This is a genomic window from Pseudomonas sp. AC229 (assembly GCF_979254655.1).
In genome coordinates this window covers 26626-51229 of record NZ_CEEDHK010000007.1, presented here as the reverse complement: position 1 = coordinate 51229, position 24604 = coordinate 26626, and the positions used below count along the sequence as shown (strand labels likewise).

At 60.8% G+C, this 24604-nt stretch carries 22 protein-coding genes; 6 read left to right on the top strand and 16 right to left on the bottom strand.

Annotation, left to right across the window (positions count from 1 at the left end):
- Positions 1-333: 333 nt before the first annotated feature.
- Genes AC0IW7_RS11380 through AC0IW7_RS11370 form a run of 3 tightly spaced genes read right to left on the bottom strand, consistent with a single transcriptional unit; the run spans position 334 to position 5839 of the window.
- Positions 334-2694, bottom strand: a complete 2361-nt coding sequence (locus AC0IW7_RS11380; protein WP_471817977.1) for a TonB-dependent receptor — start codon at positions 2692-2694, stop codon at positions 334-336.
- Positions 2694-5060: a hybrid sensor histidine kinase/response regulator gene (locus AC0IW7_RS11375; protein WP_471817975.1), complete on the bottom strand. Its 2367-nt coding sequence runs from the start codon at positions 5058-5060 to the stop codon at positions 2694-2696. Before AC0IW7_RS11375 ends, AC0IW7_RS11380 begins: the two co-directional genes overlap by 1 nt.
- Complete coding sequence (locus AC0IW7_RS11370; protein WP_471817973.1) at positions 5057-5839, bottom strand: response regulator transcription factor; 783 nt, start codon at positions 5837-5839, stop codon at positions 5057-5059. The genes AC0IW7_RS11375 and AC0IW7_RS11370 overlap by 4 nt, the downstream gene beginning before the upstream one ends.
- Positions 5840-5970: 131 nt before the next feature.
- Between AC0IW7_RS11370 and AC0IW7_RS11365 the strand changes: the two genes are divergently transcribed.
- The gene (locus AC0IW7_RS11365; protein ID WP_471817972.1) at positions 5971-6924 is read left to right on the top strand and encodes a LysR family transcriptional regulator; all 954 of its coding nucleotides are present in this window, start codon (positions 5971-5973) and stop codon (positions 6922-6924) included.
- Positions 6925-7444: 520 nt separating this feature from the next.
- On the opposite strand, the gene AC0IW7_RS11360 is transcribed toward AC0IW7_RS11365, so the two are convergent.
- The 3 genes from AC0IW7_RS11360 to AC0IW7_RS11350 form a co-directional block, all read right to left on the bottom strand.
- Complete coding sequence (locus tag AC0IW7_RS11360) at positions 7445-7837, bottom strand: hypothetical protein (protein ID WP_471817970.1); 393 nt, start codon at positions 7835-7837, stop codon at positions 7445-7447.
- A gap of 20 nt (positions 7838-7857) precedes the next feature.
- Positions 7858-8418: a type VI secretion system amidase effector protein Tae4 gene (locus AC0IW7_RS11355; protein WP_471817968.1), complete on the bottom strand. Its 561-nt coding sequence runs from the start codon at positions 8416-8418 to the stop codon at positions 7858-7860.
- Between the two features lie 63 nt (positions 8419-8481).
- Positions 8482-8937, bottom strand: a complete 456-nt coding sequence (locus tag AC0IW7_RS11350) for a PAAR domain-containing protein (RefSeq protein WP_471818345.1) — start codon at positions 8935-8937, stop codon at positions 8482-8484.
- On the opposite strand from AC0IW7_RS11350, the gene AC0IW7_RS11345 reads away from it, so the two are divergent.
- Together AC0IW7_RS11345 and AC0IW7_RS11340 are read left to right on the top strand one after the other, a co-directional pair.
- Entirely contained in the window at positions 8836-9120 is a 285-nt protein-coding gene (locus tag AC0IW7_RS11345) for a hypothetical protein (protein ID WP_471818356.1), read from the top strand. The two genes, AC0IW7_RS11350 and AC0IW7_RS11345, sit on opposite strands and share 102 nt — an antisense overlap.
- A gap of 443 nt (positions 9121-9563) precedes the next feature.
- Positions 9564-11060 carry a hypothetical protein gene (locus AC0IW7_RS11340; RefSeq protein ID WP_471817966.1) on the top strand — a complete coding sequence of 499 codons (1497 nt, stop codon included), beginning with the start codon at positions 9564-9566 and terminating at the stop codon, positions 11058-11060.
- 8 nt (positions 11061-11068) lie between these two features.
- On the opposite strand, the gene AC0IW7_RS11335 is transcribed toward AC0IW7_RS11340, so the two are convergent.
- The 3 genes from AC0IW7_RS11335 to AC0IW7_RS11325 are packed head-to-tail and all read right to left on the bottom strand — an operon-like array spanning position 11069 to position 15070.
- Positions 11069-12157 (bottom strand): M20/M25/M40 family metallo-hydrolase, encoded by a 1089-nt coding sequence (locus tag AC0IW7_RS11335; protein ID WP_471817964.1) that lies wholly within the window; start codon positions 12155-12157, stop codon positions 11069-11071.
- A gap of 13 nt (positions 12158-12170) precedes the next feature.
- Positions 12171-14795 (bottom strand): DNA ligase D, encoded by a 2625-nt coding sequence (gene ligD, locus AC0IW7_RS11330; RefSeq protein ID WP_471817962.1) that lies wholly within the window; start codon positions 14793-14795, stop codon positions 12171-12173.
- A 35-nt stretch (positions 14796-14830) separates the two neighbouring features.
- Entirely contained in the window at positions 14831-15070 is a 240-nt protein-coding gene (locus tag AC0IW7_RS11325; protein WP_471817960.1) for a hypothetical protein, read from the bottom strand.
- 345 nt (positions 15071-15415) lie between these two features.
- Here AC0IW7_RS11325 and AC0IW7_RS11320 point away from each other — a divergent pair, with 345 nt between their 5' ends.
- A complete protein-coding gene (locus tag AC0IW7_RS11320) occupies positions 15416-15589 on the top strand; it encodes a con-10 family general stress protein (RefSeq protein WP_471817958.1) in 174 nt (57 codons plus the stop codon).
- Between the two features lie 119 nt (positions 15590-15708).
- Here the strand turns inward: AC0IW7_RS11320 and AC0IW7_RS11315 are convergent, their stop codons facing one another.
- The 5 genes from AC0IW7_RS11315 to AC0IW7_RS11295 form a co-directional block, all read right to left on the bottom strand.
- On the bottom strand, positions 15709-17514 hold the full coding sequence (locus AC0IW7_RS11315) for an ABC transporter ATP-binding protein (RefSeq protein WP_471817957.1): 1806 nt from the start codon (positions 17512-17514) through the stop codon (positions 15709-15711).
- Complete coding sequence (locus AC0IW7_RS11310; protein WP_471817956.1) at positions 17511-18653, bottom strand: beta-glucosidase; 1143 nt, start codon at positions 18651-18653, stop codon at positions 17511-17513. The genes AC0IW7_RS11315 and AC0IW7_RS11310 overlap by 4 nt, the downstream gene beginning before the upstream one ends.
- 9 nt (positions 18654-18662) lie before the next feature.
- Positions 18663-19895, bottom strand: a complete 1233-nt coding sequence (gene glf, locus AC0IW7_RS11305) for a UDP-galactopyranose mutase (RefSeq protein ID WP_471817954.1) — start codon at positions 19893-19895, stop codon at positions 18663-18665.
- Entirely contained in the window at positions 19883-21070 is a 1188-nt protein-coding gene (locus AC0IW7_RS11300) for a glycosyltransferase family 1 protein (protein ID WP_471817952.1), read from the bottom strand. Before AC0IW7_RS11300 ends, glf begins: the two co-directional genes overlap by 13 nt.
- A gap of 233 nt (positions 21071-21303) precedes the next feature.
- Positions 21304-22188: a manganese catalase family protein gene (locus tag AC0IW7_RS11295; RefSeq protein WP_471817950.1), complete on the bottom strand. Its 885-nt coding sequence runs from the start codon at positions 22186-22188 to the stop codon at positions 21304-21306.
- Positions 22189-22466: 278 nt separating this feature from the next.
- Between AC0IW7_RS11295 and AC0IW7_RS11290 the strand changes: the two genes are divergently transcribed.
- On the top strand, positions 22467-22976 hold the full coding sequence (locus AC0IW7_RS11290) for a ferritin-like domain-containing protein (RefSeq protein ID WP_471817948.1): 510 nt from the start codon (positions 22467-22469) through the stop codon (positions 22974-22976).
- Positions 22973-23275 (top strand): DUF2061 domain-containing protein, encoded by a 303-nt coding sequence (locus tag AC0IW7_RS11285; RefSeq protein ID WP_463550172.1) that lies wholly within the window; start codon positions 22973-22975, stop codon positions 23273-23275. The genes AC0IW7_RS11290 and AC0IW7_RS11285 overlap by 4 nt, the downstream gene beginning before the upstream one ends.
- 15 nt (positions 23276-23290) lie before the next feature.
- Here the strand turns inward: AC0IW7_RS11285 and AC0IW7_RS11280 are convergent, their stop codons facing one another.
- Positions 23291-23587 carry a hypothetical protein gene (locus tag AC0IW7_RS11280; protein ID WP_471817946.1) on the bottom strand — a complete coding sequence of 99 codons (297 nt, stop codon included), beginning with the start codon at positions 23585-23587 and terminating at the stop codon, positions 23291-23293.
- A 135-nt stretch (positions 23588-23722) separates the two neighbouring features.
- Positions 23723-24595: a glycosyltransferase gene (locus AC0IW7_RS11275; protein WP_463550174.1), complete on the bottom strand. Its 873-nt coding sequence runs from the start codon at positions 24593-24595 to the stop codon at positions 23723-23725.
- Between the last annotated feature and the right edge of the window lie 9 nt (positions 24596-24604).

Sequence of the window (24604 nt, the reverse complement as noted above, 5' to 3'; positions counted from 1 at the left end):
TCTGCGCTTTGCAAAGCAAAACGCTCCTAGAGCCGGGCGGCAGATGCCGCAGCCCTGAAGGTCATTACGGTGGCGTCAAAAAAGTGCGGCGAAGATCGGCGAACGCAGACCCGCGAACAAGCCGCGAACCGGCAACTGAACGGTGCGCAAAAACGCACGACCGTCCGCGCCGGCAAAGGTCTGTTGAGCAGGGAAAACACAGGAGGAAATGGGCGAAGCGCCGCTACGCATGGGCTCGCTTAGCAGGCGCCGGCACATACCGGCTTTTGCCTGGGCGGACGGCAAAAGTCGCTTTGGCAAACCCAGCGGCGACCGGCGGCATGAACCATTTTTTCAGTAGCGTGTCCGCAGCGTCACGCCGGCGGTGCGTGGGTCGCCCACCAACACGCCATAATCGCCGGCGCCGAGTTGGGCGTACACCGCCGTCAGGTAACGCTCGTCGAACAGGTTGCGCACCCAGAATTCGGCACTCCAGCTGGCGTCGTTTTCACGCACGCCAAGGCGCAGGTTGGTGAGGCTGCGCGAGGGCAGCTCACTGCCCGGCCCGCCTTCGAGCGTGCCCTGGTAGCTGCTGCGAAAGCTGTAGTCCAGGCCGAGATAGTGTTGCCAACCGGGCAACCATGGTCGGTGATATTCCAGCCCCGCTGTGGCGCTCCAGCGCGGCGCGTTGAATAGCCGCTCGCCGCTGCGATCACAGGTCAGTTGCTGCGAACCGGGGCTGCACGGGGCGTTGTCGAAGTCGGCGTAACGGGCGTCGCTGAGTGCCACGCCCAGGCGCAGGTCCAGACGCTCGGTGGCACGCAGGGCGCCGTCCAGTTCCACGCCGCGAAGGCGCACCTGGCCGACGTTGATCAGGTTGTTGCGAATCGGTGGCGAGAATTGGTCGACCGGCGCCGAGTTCGACAGCGCCTGGTAGTCATCGACATCGGTCTGGTACAGCGCCAGGTCCAGCGAGGCGCGCTCGTTCCAAAAGCTGCGTTTCAGTCCTACCTCGTAGGCCGTGGCGCGCTCGGAATCAAAGGTCGGCTGGGCGCCCGGTTGAATCACTTCCAGGTTAATGCCACCGGCTTTGTAACCGCGCGAGGCGCTGGCGTAACCCAGCAGCTCATCGGTAAAGCGGTAGCTGAGGGCCAGTTGGCCGGAGACGTTGTGCTCGTCAATGTCATCGTCGCGGTAATAGCCATACGGCTTGCCCAACGTGGTGTCGCGCAACAGCTGCCCGCCAATGCGCGAGACCAGATCATTGCCCAACGGCGCAAGACCGGACACCGAGCGCGACAACCAGCCGTGTTTTTTCTCGCGGCTGTAACGCAAGCCCGGAGTGATATCCAAGCGCTCGGTGGCGTGCCAGGTGAACTGACCAAACACGGCCTGGCTGACGCTGGTTTGCTCACCGTCGAATGCCTGGCGCGAACCCGCCAGCAAAGATTTGGGAATCATCGAGGGGCGAATGCCGAGCAGCTTCACTTCCGGCCGGTCGCCGAGGAAAAACGCGGCGGCATCGTCACCGAAGCCAACATCGACCTGCCGGTTGAAATGTTGCTTCAGGTAATACGCGCCTACCACGTACTCCAGCGTGTCGCCGAGCGAATCGCTCAGGCGCAATTCCTGACTGAACTGGTGGTGGTCGAGTTCGGCGCCGACCTTGGCGATGTCCAGACCACCGCCGTCGCCGTCCAGGTCAGTGCTGTAACGCCAGTCGCGGTAGCCGCTGATGCTGGTGAGCGTGGCGCCGTTTCCAAGCTGCTGGTCAAGCTGCAGCGTCACGGCGTTTTGCAGGGTTTGCGTGCTGTTGCGTTGGTCTTGCTGCACCTCGCGTTTGTACGGGTCGACCTTCAGCGGTCGGTAACCGACGTACGCCGCGCGCTGCAAGGTTTGTTGGCTGTAGTGGCTGGGCAGGAACACGTTGCTGTGCTCGTCTTGCCAACCGTATTCGCCGATCAGGCGCGCGCTGAACGTGTCGGTTGGGGTGAACAGCAACTGGCCGCGAACGCCTTGGCGATTTTGATTGGCGAGGTCATGGCCGTCGTAGCGGTTGTCGATCAGGCCGTCGCGACTGACGTCAAACGCAGTCAGGCGTCCGGCCAGCACGCCGTCCACCAGCGGCCCGGAAAACGTGCCGCGATACTGCTCGGTGCCGTGCTCGCCATAGGTGATTTCGGCGTTGCCTTCGGGGGTGAACGTGGGCGCGCGGCTGAACACATTCACCGCACCAGCCGTGGTGTTTTTGCCGTACAGCGTGCCTTGCGGGCCGCGCAGCACTTCGATGCGCTCAATGTCGGTCAGCTCGGAAACCGACATTCCGGCACGGCCCAGGTACACGCCATCGAGAAACACCCCGACGCTGCCTTCCAGGCCATCGTTATAAGCGCTGGAGCCCAAGCCGCGAATGCCGTAACTGGCGTAGCGCTGGTTGGGCACAGACACCAGCAAGGCCGGCACTGCCTGTTGAATGGCTTCCATGTCGTGCAGCGCTTGTGCGTCGAGGCGCTCGCCGTCGAGCACGTTCATGGCCACCGGCACATCGCCGGCGCGTTCGTCACGGTGGCGGGCGCTGACCCGCACCTCTTCCAGTTGCAGCGGCTCGCTCACGGCAACCGCTTGAGGCTTTTCCTCGGCGACAGGCAAGCCGCCCGGCAGCAGAAAAGCCAAGAGTGCAGCAGAGGTTTTCACGCTGGGTATGGAGCGGCGCATCAGCGGGTCAGCGCCTCGTGTTTGCTACAGCTCCAGCGTTCGATGCAGGCCAGCAACTCGCCACTGCCCACCGGCTTGAGCAACACCGCATCGAAACGCTCGGTCGCGCCAGCCGGCGGCCTGGCCGGGGATGCGGAATACAGCAAGGCTGGCAAGTGCGGGTAACGCTGACGCACCTCGGCGAGCAATGCCCAGCCGTCCATGCCGGGCATGTTCTGGTCGCAGATCAACAGGCAGTACGGCGCATTCGCAAGGCATTCCAGGACGCTGGGGCCATCGGCGGCCACATCCACATCGAAGTTGTAGCCGGCGAGCAGATCGAACAGGGTTTCGCGGTTATGGGCCACGTCGTCGACCACAAGAATGCGCCGCTCGCCGCCATCGACAGTGCCGCCGTGGCTGTCGAGCAGGCCGCTTTCCAGTTCATCTTCGGCCGCCAGCTCCAGGCTGAGGTCAAAGGTGAAGCGGCTGCCCACGCCATCGGGCGCATCAAGCTTGAGTTCCGCGCCCATGTGCAGCAGCAGTTGGCTGACGATTGAAAGACCGAGGCCGGTGCCCTGGAACTGCGCGGCATTGCGGCCACGGCGAAACGGCAGCAGCAAGTGCTCGCGCTCGTCGGGATGAATGCCGATGCCGGTATCGGTGACGGCAAAGCGCACCACCGCGCTGCCGGCTTCCGTTCGCAGGCACTCGACCTCGAAGCGAATATCGCCGTCGTGAGTGAATTTGGCGGCATTGCTCAGCAGGTTGATCAGCACCTGGCGCAAGCGCTGGAAATCGGCACGCACCAGCGGCGGCAGGTCATCGCCGAGGTGGCAGGCGAAGCGGTTGCCCTGGCGCTGGGCGAGGAACGCCGCTTCCTCTTCGATCTCGCGCAGAAAGCCGTACAGGTAACCGGGCGCGAGGGTCAGTTCCATTTGCTGCAACTCGCTGCGGGAGAACTCCAGCAGCTCATCGATCATTTCCAGTTGCTGGCGGGCGTGGCGCTCGATTTTGCGCGGGTAGTCCCGCGACTCGCCGCCCTGCAGCAGCCGCGCGTAATCAATGATGCCCACCAAGGGCGAGCGCAAGTCATGGCTGATGCGCGCCATCAGCGAGCTGCGCGCTTGCAACGATTCGCGCAGCTGGCGGGTGCGGCGCTCCACCGTGCTTTCCAGGCGCTCGTGCTCGGCCTGACGCTGCACGTTGAGATCGGTGAGCGCGCGGTTTTCCCGGCGGCGGCTGAGGATCACTTCGGTGATCAGCGTGCACACCAACAGCACCACGCCGGGCAACGTGGACGACAGGCTGAGAAACGCATCGCGCGATTGGCCGGGCAGCACGTCGTTGAGCGAAAGCACATAGCGCACCACAAACTGCACGGTGTACAACGCCGGCACCGCGTAGGCCATCCAGCGCAACCGCACGCCCTGGCGCCAAGCGGCGAACAGCGTGGCCGGCAGTAGCGCATAGATGCCCACGCGCACTACCCACTCAACGAAGATTCGCCCATCCGGCCGCGCCACAAACCAGTCCCAGGCGTAACCGGCGAGGTAAGCCAGCAGCAGCAGGTTGAACAGGTGGCGCCACACCGCCGGCAGCCGGCGCACCTCCAGCAATAACCGCGCGTAACCGAGCAAGCAGATAAACGAGAGAATGCTGATCAGCGTGGTGATCTCCAGCGACCAGCGCAGCAAGCTCGGCCACACCACCAGATAGCCGTTGATGACGGCGGTAAGCAGCAAGTAAAAACACACCACGCCGGCATGGGCTTGCAACAGCCGCGAGCCGAGAATCCAGCCGACAATCAGGCTGAACGGCACAATCAGCAGCACGATGCCCAGGGTCACGCCGTCGGCCAGGTACACCGACTGGCGCTGCTCAAGCAGTGCGTCGTCGGTCCATAGCGTGGGCGCCAGAATAAACAGCGACGGGCCGGCCACCCGAACCAGCACCGTGCCCTGCTCGCCGGCTGCCAACGCCACGGGAAAACGCGGCTGACGATCCGCCACCGGCCATTGCTCCAGCGGATACGCGCTGCCAGCACGCATGGCCGCCACCTGTGCGCCGCGCTGCACGAACACCTGAACATCATGCAAGCGCGGGTTGCCGACCGTGAGCCAGCGCTGGCAAGCCTCTGCACCGTCGTTGCGGATTGCCAGGCGCAGCCAATACGCGGTGCGGCCGTACTCGCGCACCACGGGCAAGCGTTGCTGGGTGACAAACGCGTCGCTGGCTTGCACCTGCTCCAGCGTCAGGGCGGCGCTGGGGTCTTCAAGCAGTTGCACGTGGCCGCTCAGGTCGGTTTTGCCGCTGCCACACAGCGGCATGGCCAGCGTCAGCGACGAGCAGCACAGCGTGATGAGCAGAACAACCAAGCGGATCATTGTGCAGCCGGCACCGCATCCTGCATTTGCTGGCGGAATTGGCTGGGGGTGATGCCCTGGCGTTCACGAAATGCAGTGGTGAAATTGCAGGCGCTGCGAAAACCCACCAACTCGGCGATGTCTTGCATGCTCATGGCGCTGTCGGCCAACAGCTCTTGCGCACGGCGGATACGCGCGTCGCGCACATAGGCGAACACGGTGGTGCCCAGGTGCTCACGGAAAATCGTCGACAGGCGTTTGTCATGGGTGCCGACTTTGCGCGCCAGGTCGGCCAAGGACGGCAACTCGTCAAGGCTTTGACCAATCAGGCGCATGGCAGCGCGCAGAATCAGTTCGTCGGGCGAGGCGGATTCAGCCGGTGAATGACTGGGCATAACCGCCGTTTCGCGCCAGGCCAGTTGCAGATGGATGCGCATACGCGCCAGCACTTCCTGCGGCTCGCACGACTTCAGCACGTAATCCACACCGCCCAGCGACAAGCCCTCCAGACGCTCTTCAAGCGAACCGGCGGACGTCAGGTAAATGATCGGCACGCGCTGGGTGGCCGGCGCCTCACGCAGCAAACGGCCAAGGGTGAAGCCGTCCATTTGCGGCATACGCACATCCAGCAGAATCAGGTCGGGGCGCAGTGCCAGGGCGCGTTGATAGCCCTGCCGGGCATCGGTCGCCAGCGACAGGCGCCAGGGTTGGGCGCGCAGCAGCGTCAATAACGAGCGGATGTCTTCCGGCACATCATCGATCACCAAAATCTGCGGCACATAACTGGCCGGCATGCTCATGTTTCCATCCCCCTGCTGCGCACTTCGCCCTGATTTGGGCAGCGTCCCCGCATTCAAAAGCCCCACCCGTGGATTCAAAGGTGGGCGGTTTGCGGGGCCGCTACGATAGCGCAACAAACACAGGGGGAAACATGCCCAAGCTCGCGAAATCCGACAACCAACCGTTGTTCAGGCAGCAACCCAAGGCCGTAACCCACGCCAATTTGCTGGGCGACCTGTACTGGTACGTGTGCGTGATCGAAGCGGGCGGTTTTTCCGCCGCCGCCGAGCAAACCGGCGTCGGCAAATCGAGCTTGAGCCGGCGCATCGCGCAGTTGGAACGTCAACTCAACGCGCAGCTGCTCAACCGCAGCGCCCGGCTATGCACCATGACCACCATCGGCGAGCAGGTTTACCGCCACGCGCTGGACATGGTCGCCGCGCTCGACGCCGTGCTGCTCAGCGCCCAGGAATCGGCGACCCTGCCCGGCGGTTTGCTGAAACTGGCCGTGCCGAGCGCCCTGGCCGACTGGGCACTGGCGACCATGGCCAGCTTCCAGCGTCGTCACCCCGAAGTGCAGTTCGCCCTGAGCGTGGAAGACGGCCCGATAGACCTGGGCGTGAAACGCCTCGACCTGGCGCTGACGCTCGGCGCCGTTTCGACCACCAGCAGCTCCATGGTTGCCCGTGAACTGGCCGAACTGAACATGGCCATCGTCGCCAGCTCGGCGCTGATGAAACAACTGGGCCACCCCAAGAAACTGGCCACCGTGAACGACCAGCAACTGATCACCACCGGCAGCGCCGCCCTGCCCGACCCGTGGCAACTGGCCTACGACACCCGCCGCATCAGCCACCCGGCGCTGGTAGTGGAGTCGGCGCAGACCGCGCTGAAAGCCGCGTGTGCCGGGCTGGGTCTGGCGTACTTGCCGCTGCACACCTGCCAGGCAGAACTGGCCGCGCAGCGGTTGGAACTGGCGTGCCCGAATGAAGCAGTTGGCGTGGTGACGCTGCGGGCCCTGACGTTGCCGCATAAAGGCATTTCCTCCGCGACGCGGCATTTTATTGAGCATGTGAAGCAGGCGTTGCAGGGGGCGGGGTTTTGAAGCGTTTGCGGCGGTGATCAGCGTTTGCAGGAATCGCGGCTAAAGCCGCTCCCACAACAGCAACAGCAACCTGTAGAAGCGGCTTTAGCCGCGATGCGCCGGTCCTGCAAAATCCAAATTCCAAGCCAGCACACCGCCCCGTAGGAGCTAGCTTGCTAGCGAACCCTGCAAACGAAGGTCAAGAATTCCTTTTCCAGGGTTCGCCACCAAGGTGGCTCCTACAAAAGCGGCTTTTGCATTCGCTCCCAAAGGCCCCTCACCCGCCCTTCGGGCACCCTCTCCCGCGAGCGGGCGAGGGGATTGTTCAGCCACCGCGATCGGCTCGGCTCCCCTCTGCCCGCTAGGTCGGCCGGACAGGCGAGAGGGGCTGGGGGTGAGGGGTTTGCGTTTGCCGCAAAAGGCCCCTCTCCCGCCCAGCGGCCACCGGCAACATTGCGCTTGGCTTTTCGCTTAACGACTAGCACGAGGATCGGCGCCTCACTTTACTCTACGACGCGGCCTGACTTCTTTACTGACAAATTCACCTCGGCAAATATCGATCCTGGGACTTTATAAAGCTTTCGAAACCCTTGGAGTTATATATATCGAGACAACTACAAAACACAATTTTATCGTTCGTATATTTGCTGACCAAAGCTACATTTTTATACGCGTGAAGCATATATGCCGCGGTTGCAACATAGGGATCATGCAGGACCTCCAGCGTGTCTTCGTCTTGCATAACCAAATGTGCCCCCTTGCCCATAGTGGAATAGGCGCCCACGGCGCGGCCGATATCGGCTTGCATCGCAGAATTTTCTTCGAACTGGCTTAATACGCAAGTGGCCAGACCATAGTCTTTGAGCATAATTCGGGCCGCGCCGACGTCAACCCCCTTCGATAAAGCGCCCCAAGAAAACAGCAGCAACGACAATAAATAAAGTCTTGAATACATTATCCTTTCAGCTCCCAGAACATAACTCCATGCAGTTTGACTTGTGGATTATCGTAGGTATGACTGTCGTGACGGTGGTAGTCAGAGCCGTCACCGGTCTCGCTACCATTCCAAAGGGTTACGTGGCCGGAAGCGTTTTCCCATCCGCTAATCTCCATTGCAAGAATGCCTTTCTTACCTGCAATAAGATCGATACTGCTCTGATCGGGCTTACCCCAATTATGCCGAAGGAATGCAGCAAAGTCTGAAACCTTCATTATATAAGCAAGTTGATCAGCGCCCTTTAATCGATAAATCGGTGTGTCTTTTACAATGATCCCTTTAGGAATTGAATACCCTCCATAATTGAATGCTCGACTTAATCTTAAAGCGCACGCATTTGCATAGCCAGAAGGATTGTCTGCCCTCGCCGCCTCCACACTTCCACCAACAAGCTTATAAACATCAACAGACCCTTTATTAGCGACCTCCGCATAAGAACTCCATAAAGTGCTAAAACGAGGCCTGTTGATCCTAACAACAACAGATGTCTCGCCAGAACTGATCGCAACACTGCCCATTACGCTTCGCCTTCCATGTTAATAAGATCACTTGAAAATGCGCTTGGAAAAACAGCAACCCCCCTAGCATCTACAATTCCAGACAGCACCTTTTTTAATCACTCCGCTAACGTTCAGGGTAACTACCTCACCGTCAAGATACCCAGAAGTTTCAACACGGATATTCAAATCGGTATAAAACCGGGAGACCGAATCAATGGGCGTGTGTGCATCGCCGTAAGTAAGCAAAATTCTGTTAACCCGCTTCGAACGTTTTAATACAGTCGTAGCGCCTGAAAAATTTGCTTTACTACCCTCGGCACCCCGATAGAAGGCGGTGTTTTCGCTATGGTAGACGGCGGTGTAAACCGACGGAATCAACCGAGCTCTGCAGGGGCAATTGCTCAGACTATCTAGCGTCCCAGCCATAAGTCTTCCATGGCTCACCATGTGCGAAATGCCACCAACTATCCGGTATATTTTTCCGTCTACCCCACAAGTAACGCGATCACCGGCGCAGGCATGAAGCAAACCAAACATATTGATCCTGCTATCGCCATCGAGAACTTTCCCACCACAGGTAGTTCTATCACCCTGACCAATAAAATGTCCTTCACTCATGGTGATGCTCTCCGTTTGTTGCGATTAGCCAAAATATTCTTGGCGGCAGTGCTTAAGGGGGAGCGGGAAACAGATTCCGCCACCAAACTGGCAATAGAATGAGAGAGCGGAATGTCTTGCCCATCCGGGCGTCTCGTTCGTTATATGTTTGAACGTTGAAAGTACGGCGCATGGACAGTGCTAACTACCGGATGTGGCCGAGGGAGTTGTGCGACGGGGCGGATCTAGGAGCGGTAACGTTCGCAATTAACGGATTTTTTTCTTGGACGGAATAATGGATTGTCGTTGCGGGAATTGCGTTTGCTTCAAATCCGTTTCTACTAGCGCAACAGCGACAACGACTAATGCTGCAAATAAGCGCGGACTTTATCGCCATGGGCCGAGCTGCAAGCCTTGTTTTGTGTCCGCAGCCACCCCCCCCTCTCCCGCTAGCGTGCGAGGAGATTGTTCGGCTACCGCGTTCCATTATTTGCCACCTCTACAAGCGCTCCACAGCCGCCCTGTTCTAAGATGCCGCCCACACCGTCACAAGGAACGCCGGCGCCATGCAACCCTCTTTCGAGCCGCTGATTCATATCGATTGGAAACTCCCGGGCGGGGAGTTGCTGTCGTTGTTCCAGCATTACTACCCGGACCTGCCGCTGTTCGCCGGCCCTTCGTTTGAAGCCTTGGTCGATGAGTTTTGCAATGAAATGCCGGAACGCTGCCTGGATGCGTTGGCGCCTTTGTTAGCGGCGCAGGGGTATGACCTGTGGAACCTGGACGCCGGTGCCGACGATTACCGCCCAGTGATCGTGCCCACTGCACTGCGCCAGGCGTTTGCCGAGCACTGGGAAAGCCATCCCGGCGATTTAGAACTGACGCCGTGCCTGATTGAGCCGCCCGCGCCCGCCGCGAAAAAGCCCAAAGCTAAACGCATCAAGCTCAAGTGGTTGCACGAGGTCCACGAGTACCCAGGGCCCACGTATTTCGACGAGTCGCAGTTCAGCAATGGCTACGCCGCCATCACTGAAGAAGACGAAGGCCAGTGGCTGTGCTTTCTAATCGATTACAACCAATGGCCGCCCACTGAGCAGGACATGCTGGAAAACCGCAGCGACGACATCGACGGCGCGGACTTGCGGCTGCTGGAGGCCAGCGCCGAGCACAGCCTGTGGAAGCGCCGCGTTGTGTCTGGCGATTACAGCCACGATGATCGCTATGTGTATGAGCTGCGCCGTGGCGATGATATTCAGCCGTTCGGCCCGGCCGGCGAGCAATGGCCGGGGTTTGAAATACCGGGCCTGGTGGTGGAAGGCGAAATCTTCGAACGCCAGCGCCTGTATGAGCCCAGCCCGCTGACCCGCGTGTGGCGCATTACGCCAACTGGCAGCGAGGTCATTTTCGAGTTTGAGGACGAGCTGACCCTGCTGTCGTTCGGCCCGGGCCGCCTGTTGTTTATGCAGCACAACGGTTCGGGTTGCTGGGTTTGGAACCGGCAGACGCAACAGGTCAGCCAAGGCCAACCCCTGCCCTGCTCCGCCTATCAGCTTCGCGCCGCCAGCGCTTATTTAGGCGATGACGAGGTGCTGCTGTTCAGTGAAAGTCATCGGCAGAATCCCGAGCACAACGGTTACCAGGAGACCGTGTTGCAGGCCTGGCGCTTCAATGTGCAGAGCGGCGCCGCGCGCAAGGCGTTGCTGGACGGCTTTGGCACCGAGGTGCAGCAGGAAACGCGGATGCTCGTCACCCAGCCCAAGCACAGCATCACGCTGCGCACGTTCCAGGGGCAGTTACAGGTTTGCCGGGGGCATGGCGAGTGGTGGTTGTGGACATACCGCTCCAACACGTTCGGCACCCACACCTTGGCGTGGTGGTGGAATCAACGCAGCCACGAGGTGGTGAAGCTGACCAGCCTCGACATACCGCGGGTAAAACCTGAGGTGCGCTATGTGCCTGCGCAGGACCGTTACCTGGCCTTCGAGACCGATTTCGTGGCCAGGCTGCCGGACTTCGCCGACATGCTCCAGGCCAAGGGCGCCGAGGTGCTGAGCTTCGAATAAACCTGGGCTTATGACGCAGCCGGCGCGGTCAGGTAGGCCACCAGGGTGTCGGCGCATGCGGTGATGGCGCCGTCGAGGACCATTTCGTAGCCATGGGTATTTTCGGTGGGAATGGCCAGGCAACCGGCTTGCGCCACCATGCCCTGGGCCATCACGGCGCTAGCGTCGGAGGCAAAATCCACCAGCAAGGCGAACTGCGGTGTGTAGCCACAACGCTCGGCGGCGTGGGCCAGTTCGGTGGCGACGGCGCGCGTGTAATAGCCCTTCTGATCGCCCGTGTTGATGATCGGGTTCACGCTCAAGGCGGTGCCGTATTCATCCACCACCGGGCCAACTTCAACGGCGATTGCCACGTCGCACGCCAAGGTGGCGGCGGCATAGGCGGCGCCCGCGTTGCTCTCTTCTTCCAAGGTGGTGAACACGAAATACACCGGACGTGTCAGCTCGCCCCGGCGCTCGGCCAGCGCTTGCGCCGCTTGCAGCACGGCCGCCACGGGGGCGCGGTCGTCCATAAAATGCGCAGCCAAGGAGTCGTTCACCCGCCAGGGCGTGCGCCAGTGTTTACTCAGCACCACGCGCACGCCGGGCCGCACGCCGAGGCGTTTCAAGGCTTGCGGCGATTGGCGGGTGATCACGTGCACATCGGCCCATTTCACCGCGCCGCTTTGCACGTCTTTGCCTTGCAAAGAGCCGCTGGTTTCGTGCATCGAGCCAAACGACAACACGCCCGGCAGCAGGTCCTCGTCAGCCATGATTTCCACCGGGCACATGCCAAAGTTCACCGGGTTGGCGCCGCCCAAGGCGATCACGCGCAAGGTGCCGTCGGGCTCTACTCGTTTGACCACCATGGCGATTTCATCCATGTGCGCCATCACGCTCACGCCATGTTCAGGGGCAGCGCCGGCGCAGGCGGCTGCGCCAATCACGCCGAGCACGTTGCCGGCCGAATCGACCCACACGTCGTCGCAGTGGCGTTGCAGTTCTTCCAGGCAGATGGCGCGCACTTCGTCTTCCTGGCCGCCAGGGCCGCGCGCGGCGAGCAGGCGGGTGAGCAAATGCTGCTCGCGTTGGAGCGAATCGTGGCTGTGGTCAGTCATGCAGCGGCCTCTGTCACTTCATGCCCAGACGCTTGCGCATCTGCGCGGTAATGGTTTGCTTGACCTTGCCATAGCCTTCCCACGGGTCATCGCCCAACTCGCCGAGGCGTTCGTGCAGGTTATGGATGGTCCATTGGTTGGCGCTTTTCAGCTCGAAAATTTCGTCACGGTAAATCGGCACCGACACCGGCAAGCCTTCACGGGTGCGCACCGCGTAGGCGCCGATGGTGGTCGCGCCCTGGCTGTTGCGCAGGTAGTCGATGAAGATTTTACCGATGCGATTCTTCGGCCCGGACACCGCTGAGAAACGGTCAGGCATCAGGTGCGCCATGTGCTGCACGATGCGCTGACTGAAGTTTTTCACCGCTTCCCAACTGTCTTTTGGCTTGAGCGGCACCACCAGGTGAATGCCTTTGCCGCCGCTGGTTTTCAAGAATGATTTCAAGCCCAGTTCATCGAGCAAGGCCTGGGTCAGCTGCGTGGCTTCAACCATGGCTTTCCAGGGCAGCGCCGGGTCCGGGTCGAGGTCGAGCACAAAGCGGTCGGGGTGCTGGAAGTCGGCCGACGTGGCGTTCCAGGTGTGCAGTTCGATGGTGCTCATTTGCACGGCGCCAATCAGCGCTTCGGGGTTGTTGATCATCATCACCGGCTGGCCGGCGAATTCCTTGCCCATCGATTCGATGCCGGGAATGGCCAGCTTTTCCGCGTTCTTTTGAAAGAACAATTCGCCGGCAATGCCTTCCGGTGCCCGCACCAGCGCCACGGGGCGATGCAGTAGGTGCGGCAGAATCCATTCGGCGACGCTGGCGTAATACTCGACCAACTGCATCTTGGTGGAGCCGCTGGTGGCGTCGATTACCCGCTCGGGGTGGGTGATGCGGATCTGCTCGTTGCCCTTGGTTACGGCCAGCTTGGCTTTAGGCTTGGCTTGCGCTTTAGGCTTGGCCGCAGCCTTCGTTTCTGGCTCAGCTTTAGCGGCGCTTTTGCTTTTGGCTTTGGCCGGCGGCGCTTTCGGGGTTTCTTCGGTGATCTGTTCAGCCGGTTTGTCGTTGCGCAGGCCGTGGAATACGGCGTGGCGCACGGAGCCGTCGCGGGTCATCTCGGCAAACGCCACCTCGGCCAGCAACGCCGGTTTCAGCCAGTGCACACCGCGAAATTCGGAGCCGGTTGGCGGGTTGGCGAACGCTGGTTTTTTCACTTCCAGGGGTTTGAGTTGTGCGTGAACGGTGGCCAGGGTGCGCTCATTGAAGCCGGTGCCAACCTTGCCGGCGTAGCGCAGCTCGCCGCTGTCTTTGTCATGCAGGCCCAGCAGCAACGCACCAAATGCGCTGCGGCTGCCTTTGGGCTCGGTGAAGCCGACGATGACGAACTCTTGCCGGTGTTTGCACTTGAGCTTGATCCAGTCATCGCTGCGCCGGCTCACATAGCGACTGCCCACGCGCTTGCCGATCAGCCCTTCCAGTTGCATTTGGCAGGCGCTGTTGAGCATGGCCTCGGGGGATTCTTCGAAGTCAGCGGAAAAGCGCACCACTTCGTCTTCGCTGCGTTCGAGCACCTGCTCCAGGGCGGCGCGGCGCTGTTCCACTGGCACCTCGCGCAGGTCCATGCCGTTGAGGTACATGAGGTCGAACAGGTAATAGACGATGGCGCCACTGGCGCCGCTCTCAAAGGCGTTTTGCAGCGCCTGGAAATCCGGGTTGCCGTGTTCGTTGGCGACGATAATTTCGCCGTCCAGCCAGGCCGACTCCAGCCCCAGACTGGCCACGGCCTCGGCCTGGCGCGGCATCTTGGCGGTCCAGTCGTGGCCGCTGCGGGTGTACAGGCGCACGTCGCCATCCTGCACGCGAGCGAGGATGCGGTAGCCATCGAATTTGATTTCGTAGCGCCAGTCGCCGCTGGGCGGGGTTTCCACCAGCGTCGCCAGTTCCGGTTTGATGGTGTCGGGCATCGCCGCTTTCACGGCGCCGCTGAGGGTGGCAGCTTTTTTCGACGCCGCGCGCTTGGGCTTGGCCGGCTCGCTGGCCACCGGTTTCGGCTCAGCCGCTTTGCCCTTGGCGCCGCGCTTTTTCGGCACGATGGTGCGGTCGCTGAGCACGCTGTCCGGCTGGGCTTGGACGATGTCGTAGTCGGCTTCAGGCTTGGCGGCTTCGTCTTGATGCTTGATCAGAAACCACTGTTCCTTCGCGCCCTGCATGTGGGTGCGCACCAGGTTCCACTGGCCGCTGAGTTTTTCGCCTTCAAGCTCAAACTTGAGCCGGCCTTTCTCGTACCCGGCCACGGGGTCGCCGACGGGCTTCCAGATGCCACGGTCCCAGACGATCACATCACCGGCGCCGTAGTGCCCTTCGGGAATGTTGCCCTCGAAGGTGGCGTAGTCCAGCGGGTGGTCTTCGACATGCACAGCCAGACGCTTGACCTTCGGGTCCAGGCTTGGCCCCTTGGGCACCGCCCAGCTTTTCAGGGTTCCTTGCAGCTCCAGGCGGAAGTCGTAGTGCAGGCGCGTGGCGTCGTGTTTTTGAATGCAGAACTGCAGCGCATGCTCGGTGCTTTTTTTCCGCGCGGAACGCTTGGCGCCGCTGGGTTCGGGCGTGGCGTCGAAGTCACGCTTGCGGTTGTATTCGTCGAGTGCCTTGGCCATAGAAGGTCATCCGTCTTGTCTAGGCGCCGTGTAAATCAGGGACGCTTGTTCAGCTCGCGCTCGACTTCGCGGTTCTTCTGTTCGAGCTGCTCGGCGTCACGTTCTTTGTTCTTGATCGAGGTCGGCGTGATGACCTTGTCGACGTCCTCAGTTTTCGGATTTGGCTGTTGGAGAACCGCCTCGTCGTCCGGCAGCGTTTGCCGGGTTTGCGTTTGCGGTGAATTGAGGGGATTGGCGGTTTTGTCAGCCGGCGCGCGGCCGTGGTTGTCGCTCATGGCACATCTCCTTTTTTCAGCTCCGAGGTCAACGGTGCCGTTAATGGAGCAGACGCAACGGACGACGCAATAGTTCAGGCGTTTTGACCCGCTTCGCCCGTTCAGCATTCCTGCGTAGCGAGCACTGCACAGTGGCGACAGCGCGATCACTCAGGACCGCGCTGATATCGTGCCAATCGCTATCCGGAAGCACTCTGATATCGCCCCGCAATCAAAGTAATATCTCTTTATTTTTCAATGGCTTATTTTACAAATAAGCGGAACCTTTCGAAGCGCTGGCAGCCAGAATTCATGTGGGGGCGAAACGGCCTCCTTCACCTCGAAGCGAACGTGGAGTGTTGAAAAATGACAAGTAAAGACACCAGCAAGAGCACCTCGAATGATCGTCAAAAAACGTCCGACTCGGGCAAGAAAGGCGGACAGGCCAGCGGCGGTAACAGCTTTGCCAATGACCGGCAAAAAGCCTCCGAGGCCGGAAAAAAAGGCGGACAAAACAGCCACGGCGGTGGACGTAGCTAAGGCTGCCGCTGCGTGAAAAAGGGCCTGGTTTTCAGGCCCTTTTTTTTTATTGCGCTCGATTCAGCAATCTGACGCTCAAGCCCTTCGCGCGTTGTGTGGGTTAAACGTTGCCCGCCTGCTCACCCCTCGCTACGTCGCACTGGCGTATCTTCACCTTTTCCGTCTCTGAACCCCGCCGCCTGAATGCTCCACAAGGCGGCGAAGGTGCCGCCCAGCAGGCGCAATTGTTCGGGGGGTCCGTCTTCAACGATGCGGCCTTTTTCCAGCACTACCACACGGTCGAAGTTGGCCAGCGTCGACAATCGATGCGCCACCGCCAACACGGTGCGGCCCTGCATCAGGTTGGCCAGCGCCGCCTGAATTTCCGCTTCGGAATGGGTGTCCAGCGCCGAGGTGGCTTCATCCAGAATCAGGATCGGCGCGTTTTTAACAAAGGCGCGCGCGATGCCCAGACGCTGGCGCTGACCACCGGAAAGCATCACGCCGCGCTCGCCCACGGGGGTGTCGTAGCCCTGCGGCAATTCACGGATAAAGGCATCGCAAAAGGCGTGACGCGCCGCATCGATGACTTCTTCATCGGTGGCTTCGGGCCGCCCATAGCGGATGTTTTCGCGGATGCTGCGGTTGAACAGCGCGGTTTCTTGCGGCACCACGGCCATGCGCGCGCGCAGGCTGTCCTGGCTGACTTCGCTGATGTCTTGGCCGTCGATCATCACGCTTCCGCCCTGCACATCGTCGAGGCGTTGAATCAAGCTGATAAGCGTCGATTTGCCCGCGCCCGAGGGGCCGACAATGCCGACTTTCTGGCCCACCGGAATATGCAGGTCGAAGCCGTCGAAAACCTTACGCCCATCCGGGTAGCTGAAGGTCACCTGACGGAATTCGATATCGCCGCGCGACAACGCCAGTTGCGGCTCGGGATCGTCGAGTTCGTGGGGCTGCACGATGATGCGCAAGGTATCGTCGATGGCGCCCAGTTGTTGCGTGGTGTCCACCAGCGCCAGCGCCAGGTCGCGCGAGCCATGCAAAATGCGGAACGTCAGGGCGCTGACCATCACCACATCGCCCGCCGTCACCGTGCCGGCCAGCCACAGTTTAATCGCCCAGATCAACATGCCGCCGGCCATCAACGACAGGCAGATATCGTGGATCACGCGGGCCTTTTCCAGGTACATCCAGCTGCGGCGTTGGGCCCGGGCTTCCAGGCCGATTTCTTCGGCCAGGCGCTGTGCTTCTCGGTCGCGGGCGGAGAAGGCTTTGATGGTCCAGACGTTGGACACGACGTCCACCAGTTCGCCACCGACCCGCGCCGCCTGGGCAGCAAAGCGTTGGTGTTTGCTGCGGCCACGAATGCCGAACGACACGATCAATACGCCCACTACCGCGACAAACCCGATCAGCGCCCAGGCCATTTGCCAATGCACGGTGAACAGCACCAGCACGGCGCCCGCGAAGTCGACACACGGCGGCATGATCTTCCAGGCCAGCCCGCCATAGATGGCCCCCGCTGCCTGGCCGGTGGCCGATATGCGATTGCCCAGCGCGCCCGCGTAGTGCCGGGCGAAATAGCGCATGGGGTGGCCGGTGAGGTGGCGGAACAGGTCGACGCGCAGGTCCACGCAACTGGCCACCACCGTTCGACAACCCAGCCAGCCGCCGAGGCGCCAGAACACGTTTTCGATCACGATCAGGCCAATAAACACGCTCAGTGGAAACCACACATCGGCGTGCTGGCGGTCGCTGGTGGCCATGGCGTCCACCAGCAGTTTCATGCCGTATTGCACCGCCACCGCGCAGCTGCCCGCGCCAACAATCAACAGGAACATACCGCCGAAATGCCAAGGGCGGCGGCGCACGTAGTGGGCGAGAAACGCGACCGGGCGCCCCGGTAACGGCACCTCGTCGGCGACAGGTCGGCGGCTCATGCGTGCTCCACTAACTGGCGCTGCAAGGCAGCGAACTGGGCCTGTTGAAAGTGCAGCTCATCGGCCAGCGGCTGACACAACGGGCGCTGGCCCTGCTCGTTGGCAAATCCGAACAGGCCTACTTCGCAGTGGCGGTCGTCGGTCCAGCCGGGGTAGTCGAGTACCGGGTACAAACAGATGCCCTCCATGGGAATGCCGCGTTGCATGGCCAGGCGCACCTGCTCACACACGTAGCGCAGCCAATCGGCGCGCAAGTCGCCTTCGGCGCCGGTTTCGGCCACCAGTAAGGGCCGCCGATAACGCTGGTAGACCTCGGCCAGCATGCCGCTGAACGGGCGATACAAGGGTTCGCCACGCCACAGGGTGCCGCCGCCAGCGAACCACTGGTTGTTGTTGTAGAAATTCACCCCAACGATGTCCAGGTACTCGGGTTTGCCGCCGAGCCCCGGCCACTGCTTACCGGCGAGCATGTCCCAGGCCTGGAACTGCGAGAGTCGATAGCGCTCGGCGTCTTCCTGCTCGGCGGCGCTGCTGCCTCGGGGCACCACGTGAATAATCGGGTCGACTTGCACGAAGCGCGCTCGCGGTTCCACTTCCCGAATGGCTTCGATGGCGGCGATGCTGGCGCGCACCAGTTGATGTTTCAGCTCATCGCCACGGCCCTGACCCAACGGCGCGAAGTACGCCACTTCGCCGCCAGCCCACGACCAGAACGACATTTCGTTGAGCGGTGAATAAAACGGTATCGCGTCGCTGTGTTCGCGGATCAGCCGTGCGGCCGCTGCCGCAAACCGAGCGAAACGCTCGACAAACTGCGGGCGCCAAATGTCGATATCATCGGGCCAACCGTAGTGGCACAGATCCCAGATCACCTGTACGCCCGCCTCGTTCGCGGCCTTGAGCTGCGGCAGGAAACTCGACCAGTCGTAGTGCCCCGGCGTGGTTTCGATCAGGTGCCAGCGCAACCCATCACGCACGCTGCGAATGCCGTGTGGTTGCAGCGCGGCAAAATCGTGGGACGCCCAGCGGTCGTGGCCGGTGCCGTGCAACAGATCGAGCCGGCGCCCGTCCTGGCGCCGGTGGGTGGAGCATTCAAAACCGCCGAGAAAAAAACTGCTGAACAGCGAAGGTACATGCATCGTCCGTCCTCATCGCACCTGCTGGGCCAGCGGTTCGCTCTGCTCGGCGCGCGCACGGGCGGCCGCCTCGCGATGGGCTTCCTCGATCCGCTGATACAACGCCAATGCCTGGCCCACCACTTGATCCATGTTGTAGTACTTGTAGGTGCCGAGCCGCCCCACAAAAGTCACGCCCGGTGTCTCGGCCGCCAAGCGTTGGTAGCGCTTGTACAGCTCGGTGTTTTTCTGACACGGGATAGGGTAGTAAGGATCGCCGTCGGCGGATGGGTATTCATAGGTGACGCTGGTTTTCGCGTGCTGTTGGCCGGTCAGGTGTTTGTATTCGCTGATGCGCGTGTACAGCACATCTTCGGCCGGGTAGTTAACCGTGCCCACGGCCTGGAAGCATTCTTGGTCGAGGGTTTTGTGTTCGAAGGTCAGCGACCGATACGGCAGCTTGCCAAAGCGGAAGTCGAAGTATTCGTCGATCGGGCCGCAGAAAATCAGGTGGTCGTATTCCACTTCGTCACGCACTTCGCGGTAGTCGGTGTTGAGCATGACTTTGATGTTCGGGTGGTTAAGCATGCGCTCGAACATGCGGGTGTAACCGTGCAGCGGCATTTGCTGGAAGGTGTCGCCGAAGTAGCGGTCGTCGGTGTTGGTACGCGTGGGAATGCGGGCGGTCACCGATTTATCCAGCTGCGAGGGGTCCAGGCCCCACTGCTTGCGGGTGTAGCCACGGAAGAATTTTTCGTACAGCTCGCGACCGATCTGGTTGATCACCACGTCTTCGCTGGTGCGAATGTCTTCGACACGCTCGGCGCGGCCGGCCAGGTACTCCGCCGCCTGTTCATCGGTTTCCAGGCTCAGGCCATACAAGGCATTAAGCGTGGTGCGGTTGATCGGTATGGGCACCTGTTTGCCATCCACCGCCGCCAGCACACGATGCTCGTAGGGACGCCACTGAGTAAAGCGCGACAGGTAGTCGACGATGCGCTGCGAGTTGGTGTGAAAAATATGCGGCCCGTAGCGGTGCACCAGCACGCCCGCTTCGTCGTAATGGTCGTAGGCGTTGCCGCCGATATGCGGGCGGCGGTCCACCACCAGCACGCGCTTGCCCAAGCCTGCGGCCAGGCGTTCGGCGAGCACGCTGCCGGCAAAACCAGCGCCGACAATCAGGTAATCGAAACCATGGCGGCGCGGCTCGGTGGCGTCATCATTGCTGGGTAGGGCCAGAAAGCTCTCGGGAATCAACGAAGGCATTTGATCATCTCCTGCATGGTCGCCTGGGTGTGATCCCAAGACATGTCGCCGAGCACACGGTCGGCATCGGTTAAAAACGTCTCGCGGTCGGCGCCGATTTCCAGCGCCTTCTCACAGGCCGCGACAAACTCTTCAGCCGTGGCGGCGATTAGCACCACGCCGCTGTCGCCGTAGCCGCTGACCACATCGGCAATCGGCGTGGACACCACAGGGCAGCCGCCGGCCAGGTACTCAGGGGTTTTGGTCGGGCTGATAAATCGCGTGGATTCGTTCATGGCGAACGGCATCAGGGCGACGTTCCAACCGGCCAGGTAGCCCGGCAGTTCGTCGTAGGTTTTGCCGCCCAGGTAATGAATGTTGTCGCGCTTGGGCAGGGATGCCGGGTCGATTTTCACCACCGGGCCGATCATCACGAACTGCCAGTCGGGACGCAGCGCGGCGATTTGGTCGAGCAGGTCGATGTCGAAGCGCTCGTCGATCACGCCGTAGAAACCGAGGCGTGGCGCGCCCAGGCCGGCCTGGTCTGGCGGGTTGTTCTGGAATTTGCGCGCGGCGGCGAAATGCGCCACGTCGACACTGCTGGGAAAGGCATGCACGTTCGGGTGCAAGGTGTGTTTGGCTTTCCAGATGCTGAAGCCGCCGGTGAATACCACGTCGGCACGCTCGAGCAATTGCTGTTCGCGCTCGACCAGTTCGGGCGGCGCACCACGAAATGCCGAGAGCTCGTCCATGCAGTCGTAGACCACGACGTTGGCGTTGAGGTGGTAGGCAAAGCTCAGGCTCATCGGCGTGTAGTACCAGACCAGCAGGTCTTCGACGCCCAGCTTGCCGAGGTAGTCGTCGAGCAGGTAACGCAGCGCGGTGTGGGTGCGCTGTTCATCCAGCCCGGCCGGCAGACGCGGCACCAGCACTTGCACGCCCTCCTCGTCTGGCCGCACTTCGAGCCACGGCGAGACTTCATCGGTGGGTACCGGCTCTTCAAAAAACAGCACGTTGTACTCGCGGGCGAACCGCGACATCAGGTGCTGCGGACGCTGGTAGACGAAGCTCCAGCGCAAGTGCGAAAGGCACAACAGCGTGGGTATGAGTGGGTCGAAAACCACGACCGGTTCGGTCGCGATATGCGGGTGAGGCGATTTGCCAATTGGCTGCTGCGAGGGTCCTGCCCAGCTCATAATTTCCATCTCCGTGCCGCGGTCCATGCGTGTGCGCAACGCTCTGGCACCGCCGTTTCGCTTAAAAAATGGCCATTCGAAAAATGGATTGAGCGTTGTTCGAGGTAGTTCAACCGATCGAACACGCCATCCGTCGCCCGTTTGGTTTGGCGTTGGCACGCGCGAAATGCAGGCGTCGTCAGCCATGCAGCGCGCAAAAAAAAGGCCCACGTCAACCGTGGGCCTCGACACAGTCAACTGTCTTTTTTGTAGGCCGCGCCCATGCCCAGATCGGCACCGGTGAGCGGGTCGGCCGATGAGTCTGATGCCGTGCGCACCGCCATCTGCTCAAGCGTGGTGAGCTGCTTGGTAGGCAGATCCACCGTGGCCATACCATCGCCGCCATCAACGGCCGGTGCTGGCGACTCGACGAATTCCCACTCATCGCCCTGGTTCCACGAACCGCGCTGGTCGCCTTCGCCTTGCGACAGGTTGTAGTAAACGCTGACGTACTCCGGCACGCCCGGCAGTTTCCCTTGCGGGAAGTTGGGCTGGATGCTGTGCAGGGCTTTTTCGAATGACTTCTGGTGCGCCAGTTCGCGGGTCATCAGAAAGCCCAGCGCATCTTTGATGCCGGGGTCATCGGTGACGTTAATCAGCCGTTCATACACAATTTTCGCCCGCGCTTCGGCGGCGATGTTGGAGCGGAAATCGGCGGTGGGCTCGCCAATGGTGTCGATGTACGCAGCGGTCCAGGGCACGCCGGCCGAGTTGGTCAGCGCCGGGCCACCGCCGTACAGCAGCGAGGTGATATGGGAGTCGTTGCCGCCGCCGGTTAGCGAGCGGTACAACTCGGCTTCCTGTTCGATGCCTTCGGCCAGATCGCCCTTGGCGCCTTTGTTGAGCATGCCGACGATGGAACCGATGATTTCAAGGTGGCTGAGCTCTTCGGTGGCGATGTCCAGCAGCAAGTCTTTGCGCCCTGCATCGTCCTCGGCCAAGCCTTGTGTGAAGTAACGCATTGCGGCTGCCAGCTCGCCTTGCGGCCCCCCAAATTGTTCCAGCAGCAGGTTGGCCAAACCTGGATTCGGTGCACCGACGCGCACCGTATATTGCAGCCGCTTGTTGTGTACGAACATGGTGTTTTTTCCTCTCACGGTTAACGTGTTCAGTCCATTTCCATTGCTCCTTGGCATGGGACGTTTTCATTGCCCATGACGTAAATGAGGGGAGTGGCGCGAAGAAGGTTCAGGCAGTTTTTTTCGTTGTACGGCTCGCTTGTAAAACCCCGCAAACCCGCGCCGCTTCGCTTGTTCAGCGTTTTTCGAGTACGGCATAAAGAATTTGAACCGACGCGAAAATGCCACGCTCCCAAGTAAGGACTGACCTAAACCGGATCACTTCAGGAGAGTGGAAAATGGCGACAAAACTGGAAAATCTTTTGGACTGGCTGCGCGACGCACACGCCATGGAACAACAAGCCGAACAGATGCTGACCGCGCAAGCGTCGCGCTTGGAGAATTACCCGAAACTGCGCACCCGCATCGAAAAACACATCGAAGAAACCCGAGGCCAAAAACAGCTGCTCGAAGAGGCGCTGAAAAGCCTGGGCGGCGAAGCGTCGACGCTTAAAGACATCGGCGGCAAGTTGATGGCGTTCGGGCAAGCGGTGGGCGGCATGGCCATGAGCGATGAGGTGATCAAGGGCGCAATGTCCGGCTATGTATTCGAGAACCTGGAAATTGCCACGTACACGGTGCTTATCGCCGCCGCCAAAGCTACCGGAGCGAAAGAAGTGCAACAGGCCTGCGAGAAAATTCTGCCGCAGGAAATCGCCATGGCCGATTGGCTCAGAGAGCATTTGGACGAGTTGACGCAGGCGTTCCTGGATCGCTCCGAAGCGCCAGGGCTGGAAGCCAAACGATGAAATCCATTTTCCAGCACGGCTGTTGCGCACCGCGCGACACTCAAGCGCCGTTGGCAAAAACCCTGTCCTTCGCGGTGCTGCATTTCAGCATCGCGTTCACAGTGGCGTACCTGTTAACCGGAAGCGTGTTGACCGGTGGGCTGATCGCCTTGATCGAGCCGGCCTGCAACACCGTAGCGTTCTATTTTCACGAGCGCTTGTGGCTGCGCCGAGGCGCCAAAGCGGACCGCGAGCGCGGTCACGGGCATGGAAATTTGAGTGGTTTGTTGGGCGGCCAAGGGCGTGAGCATCAGCGCTAATCACGCCCTCGCCGCTCACGCATTCATCAGACGCACCAGCCGATACGCGCCGTAAAAGGCAACAGGAACCACGGCAATAAAAAAGCTCAGCGTGAAGCTGAGCCCGATGAAGGAAAACAGGAAGAAGAATGCGGCGACGCCGAGCACTGTGAGCAGCGGCGCGATCCACCCCTCAAGGTGAGCCACGTCGGTGGCGTCTTTCTTCCAGCTGTTGCGGGGGCGGCCGTGAATGTCGCGGTGTTTTCGTAGCAGAAACACATCCGCCAGAAAACTCAGAATCCCTTCAAGCAACTCGCCGATGAACCCGAACATTGGCATTTCCCTCATCACTGCGCCACACGACGGGCGCGCATCTGAATTTAGCAGACGCGCCGTTCAGCAACCGGCACCGGTCGAGGTTTGGGGTCGAGAACCGTTGGGCTGCCTTCACTGCGAAGCCCACCCTGATTACGAGCGCGACAAGGCTTTGAACAATCCCAGGCGCTGCCACCAATGTTTGGGCCGCGTGACCTTGTTGCCGGTATAGGTTTTTTGCGAGTACTTGGGGAATGGCCCGAACACCTTGGCCATGCGGTAGGTGTCGAGGCTGTAGCCGGCCTCCAGCGCCTGCTGGTAGTAGCGATCAAACAGCACCTGCAAGTCCGGGCGTGGATGCGGCATTACAGTTCCGTCGAACCAATGGGTGCCGCCTTCGCGCTGCAACCGCTCGAATGACAGTGCATGGGAAAACTGAGTGCCCATGTCCGAGTAGTGAAGAATCTTGATCTGTTCGATGGGCGAGTTTTCACCGTCGATGTTGTTGTATTGCGTGTCGAACGGCTGAATCACTTGCGGGTTTTTCTTGTAGTACTTTTTCAGCTGCTGGTGGATTTCCGGTTTGCTGCGTAGCTCGTCGATAGCCGGCAGATGATCGCGCGCGGCGGCGCAATCCCACATCGATACACAGAAGCGCCACGATTGCTCGCCCCCTTTGGCCATGACGACTTTGCCGGGCTCGAATGGCGTGTTCCAGATTTCCGCCAGGTCGCAGAGCACGATGACGTCGGTGTCCATGTAAATGGCTTTGCCTTGGTAATCGCAAAAAGCCGGAATGCCCCAACGGAAGCCGGAAAACGGCGTAGTCCAGGCTTCGGTGCGCCAGCCCTGCTGCGCTTGCGGGTCTGAAAACCAAAAGCTCTGCGGGTCGCGCGACAGCTGCATCCAATGAATATCCACCGGCTGCGAGCAGTGCTTACGGATGCTGTAATCCAGCACCATCATTTGCTCGAGGTCGCAGTCGTTTGGATCGCAACCCACAAATACCCGAATGGTTTCGGTCATTCCCATGCT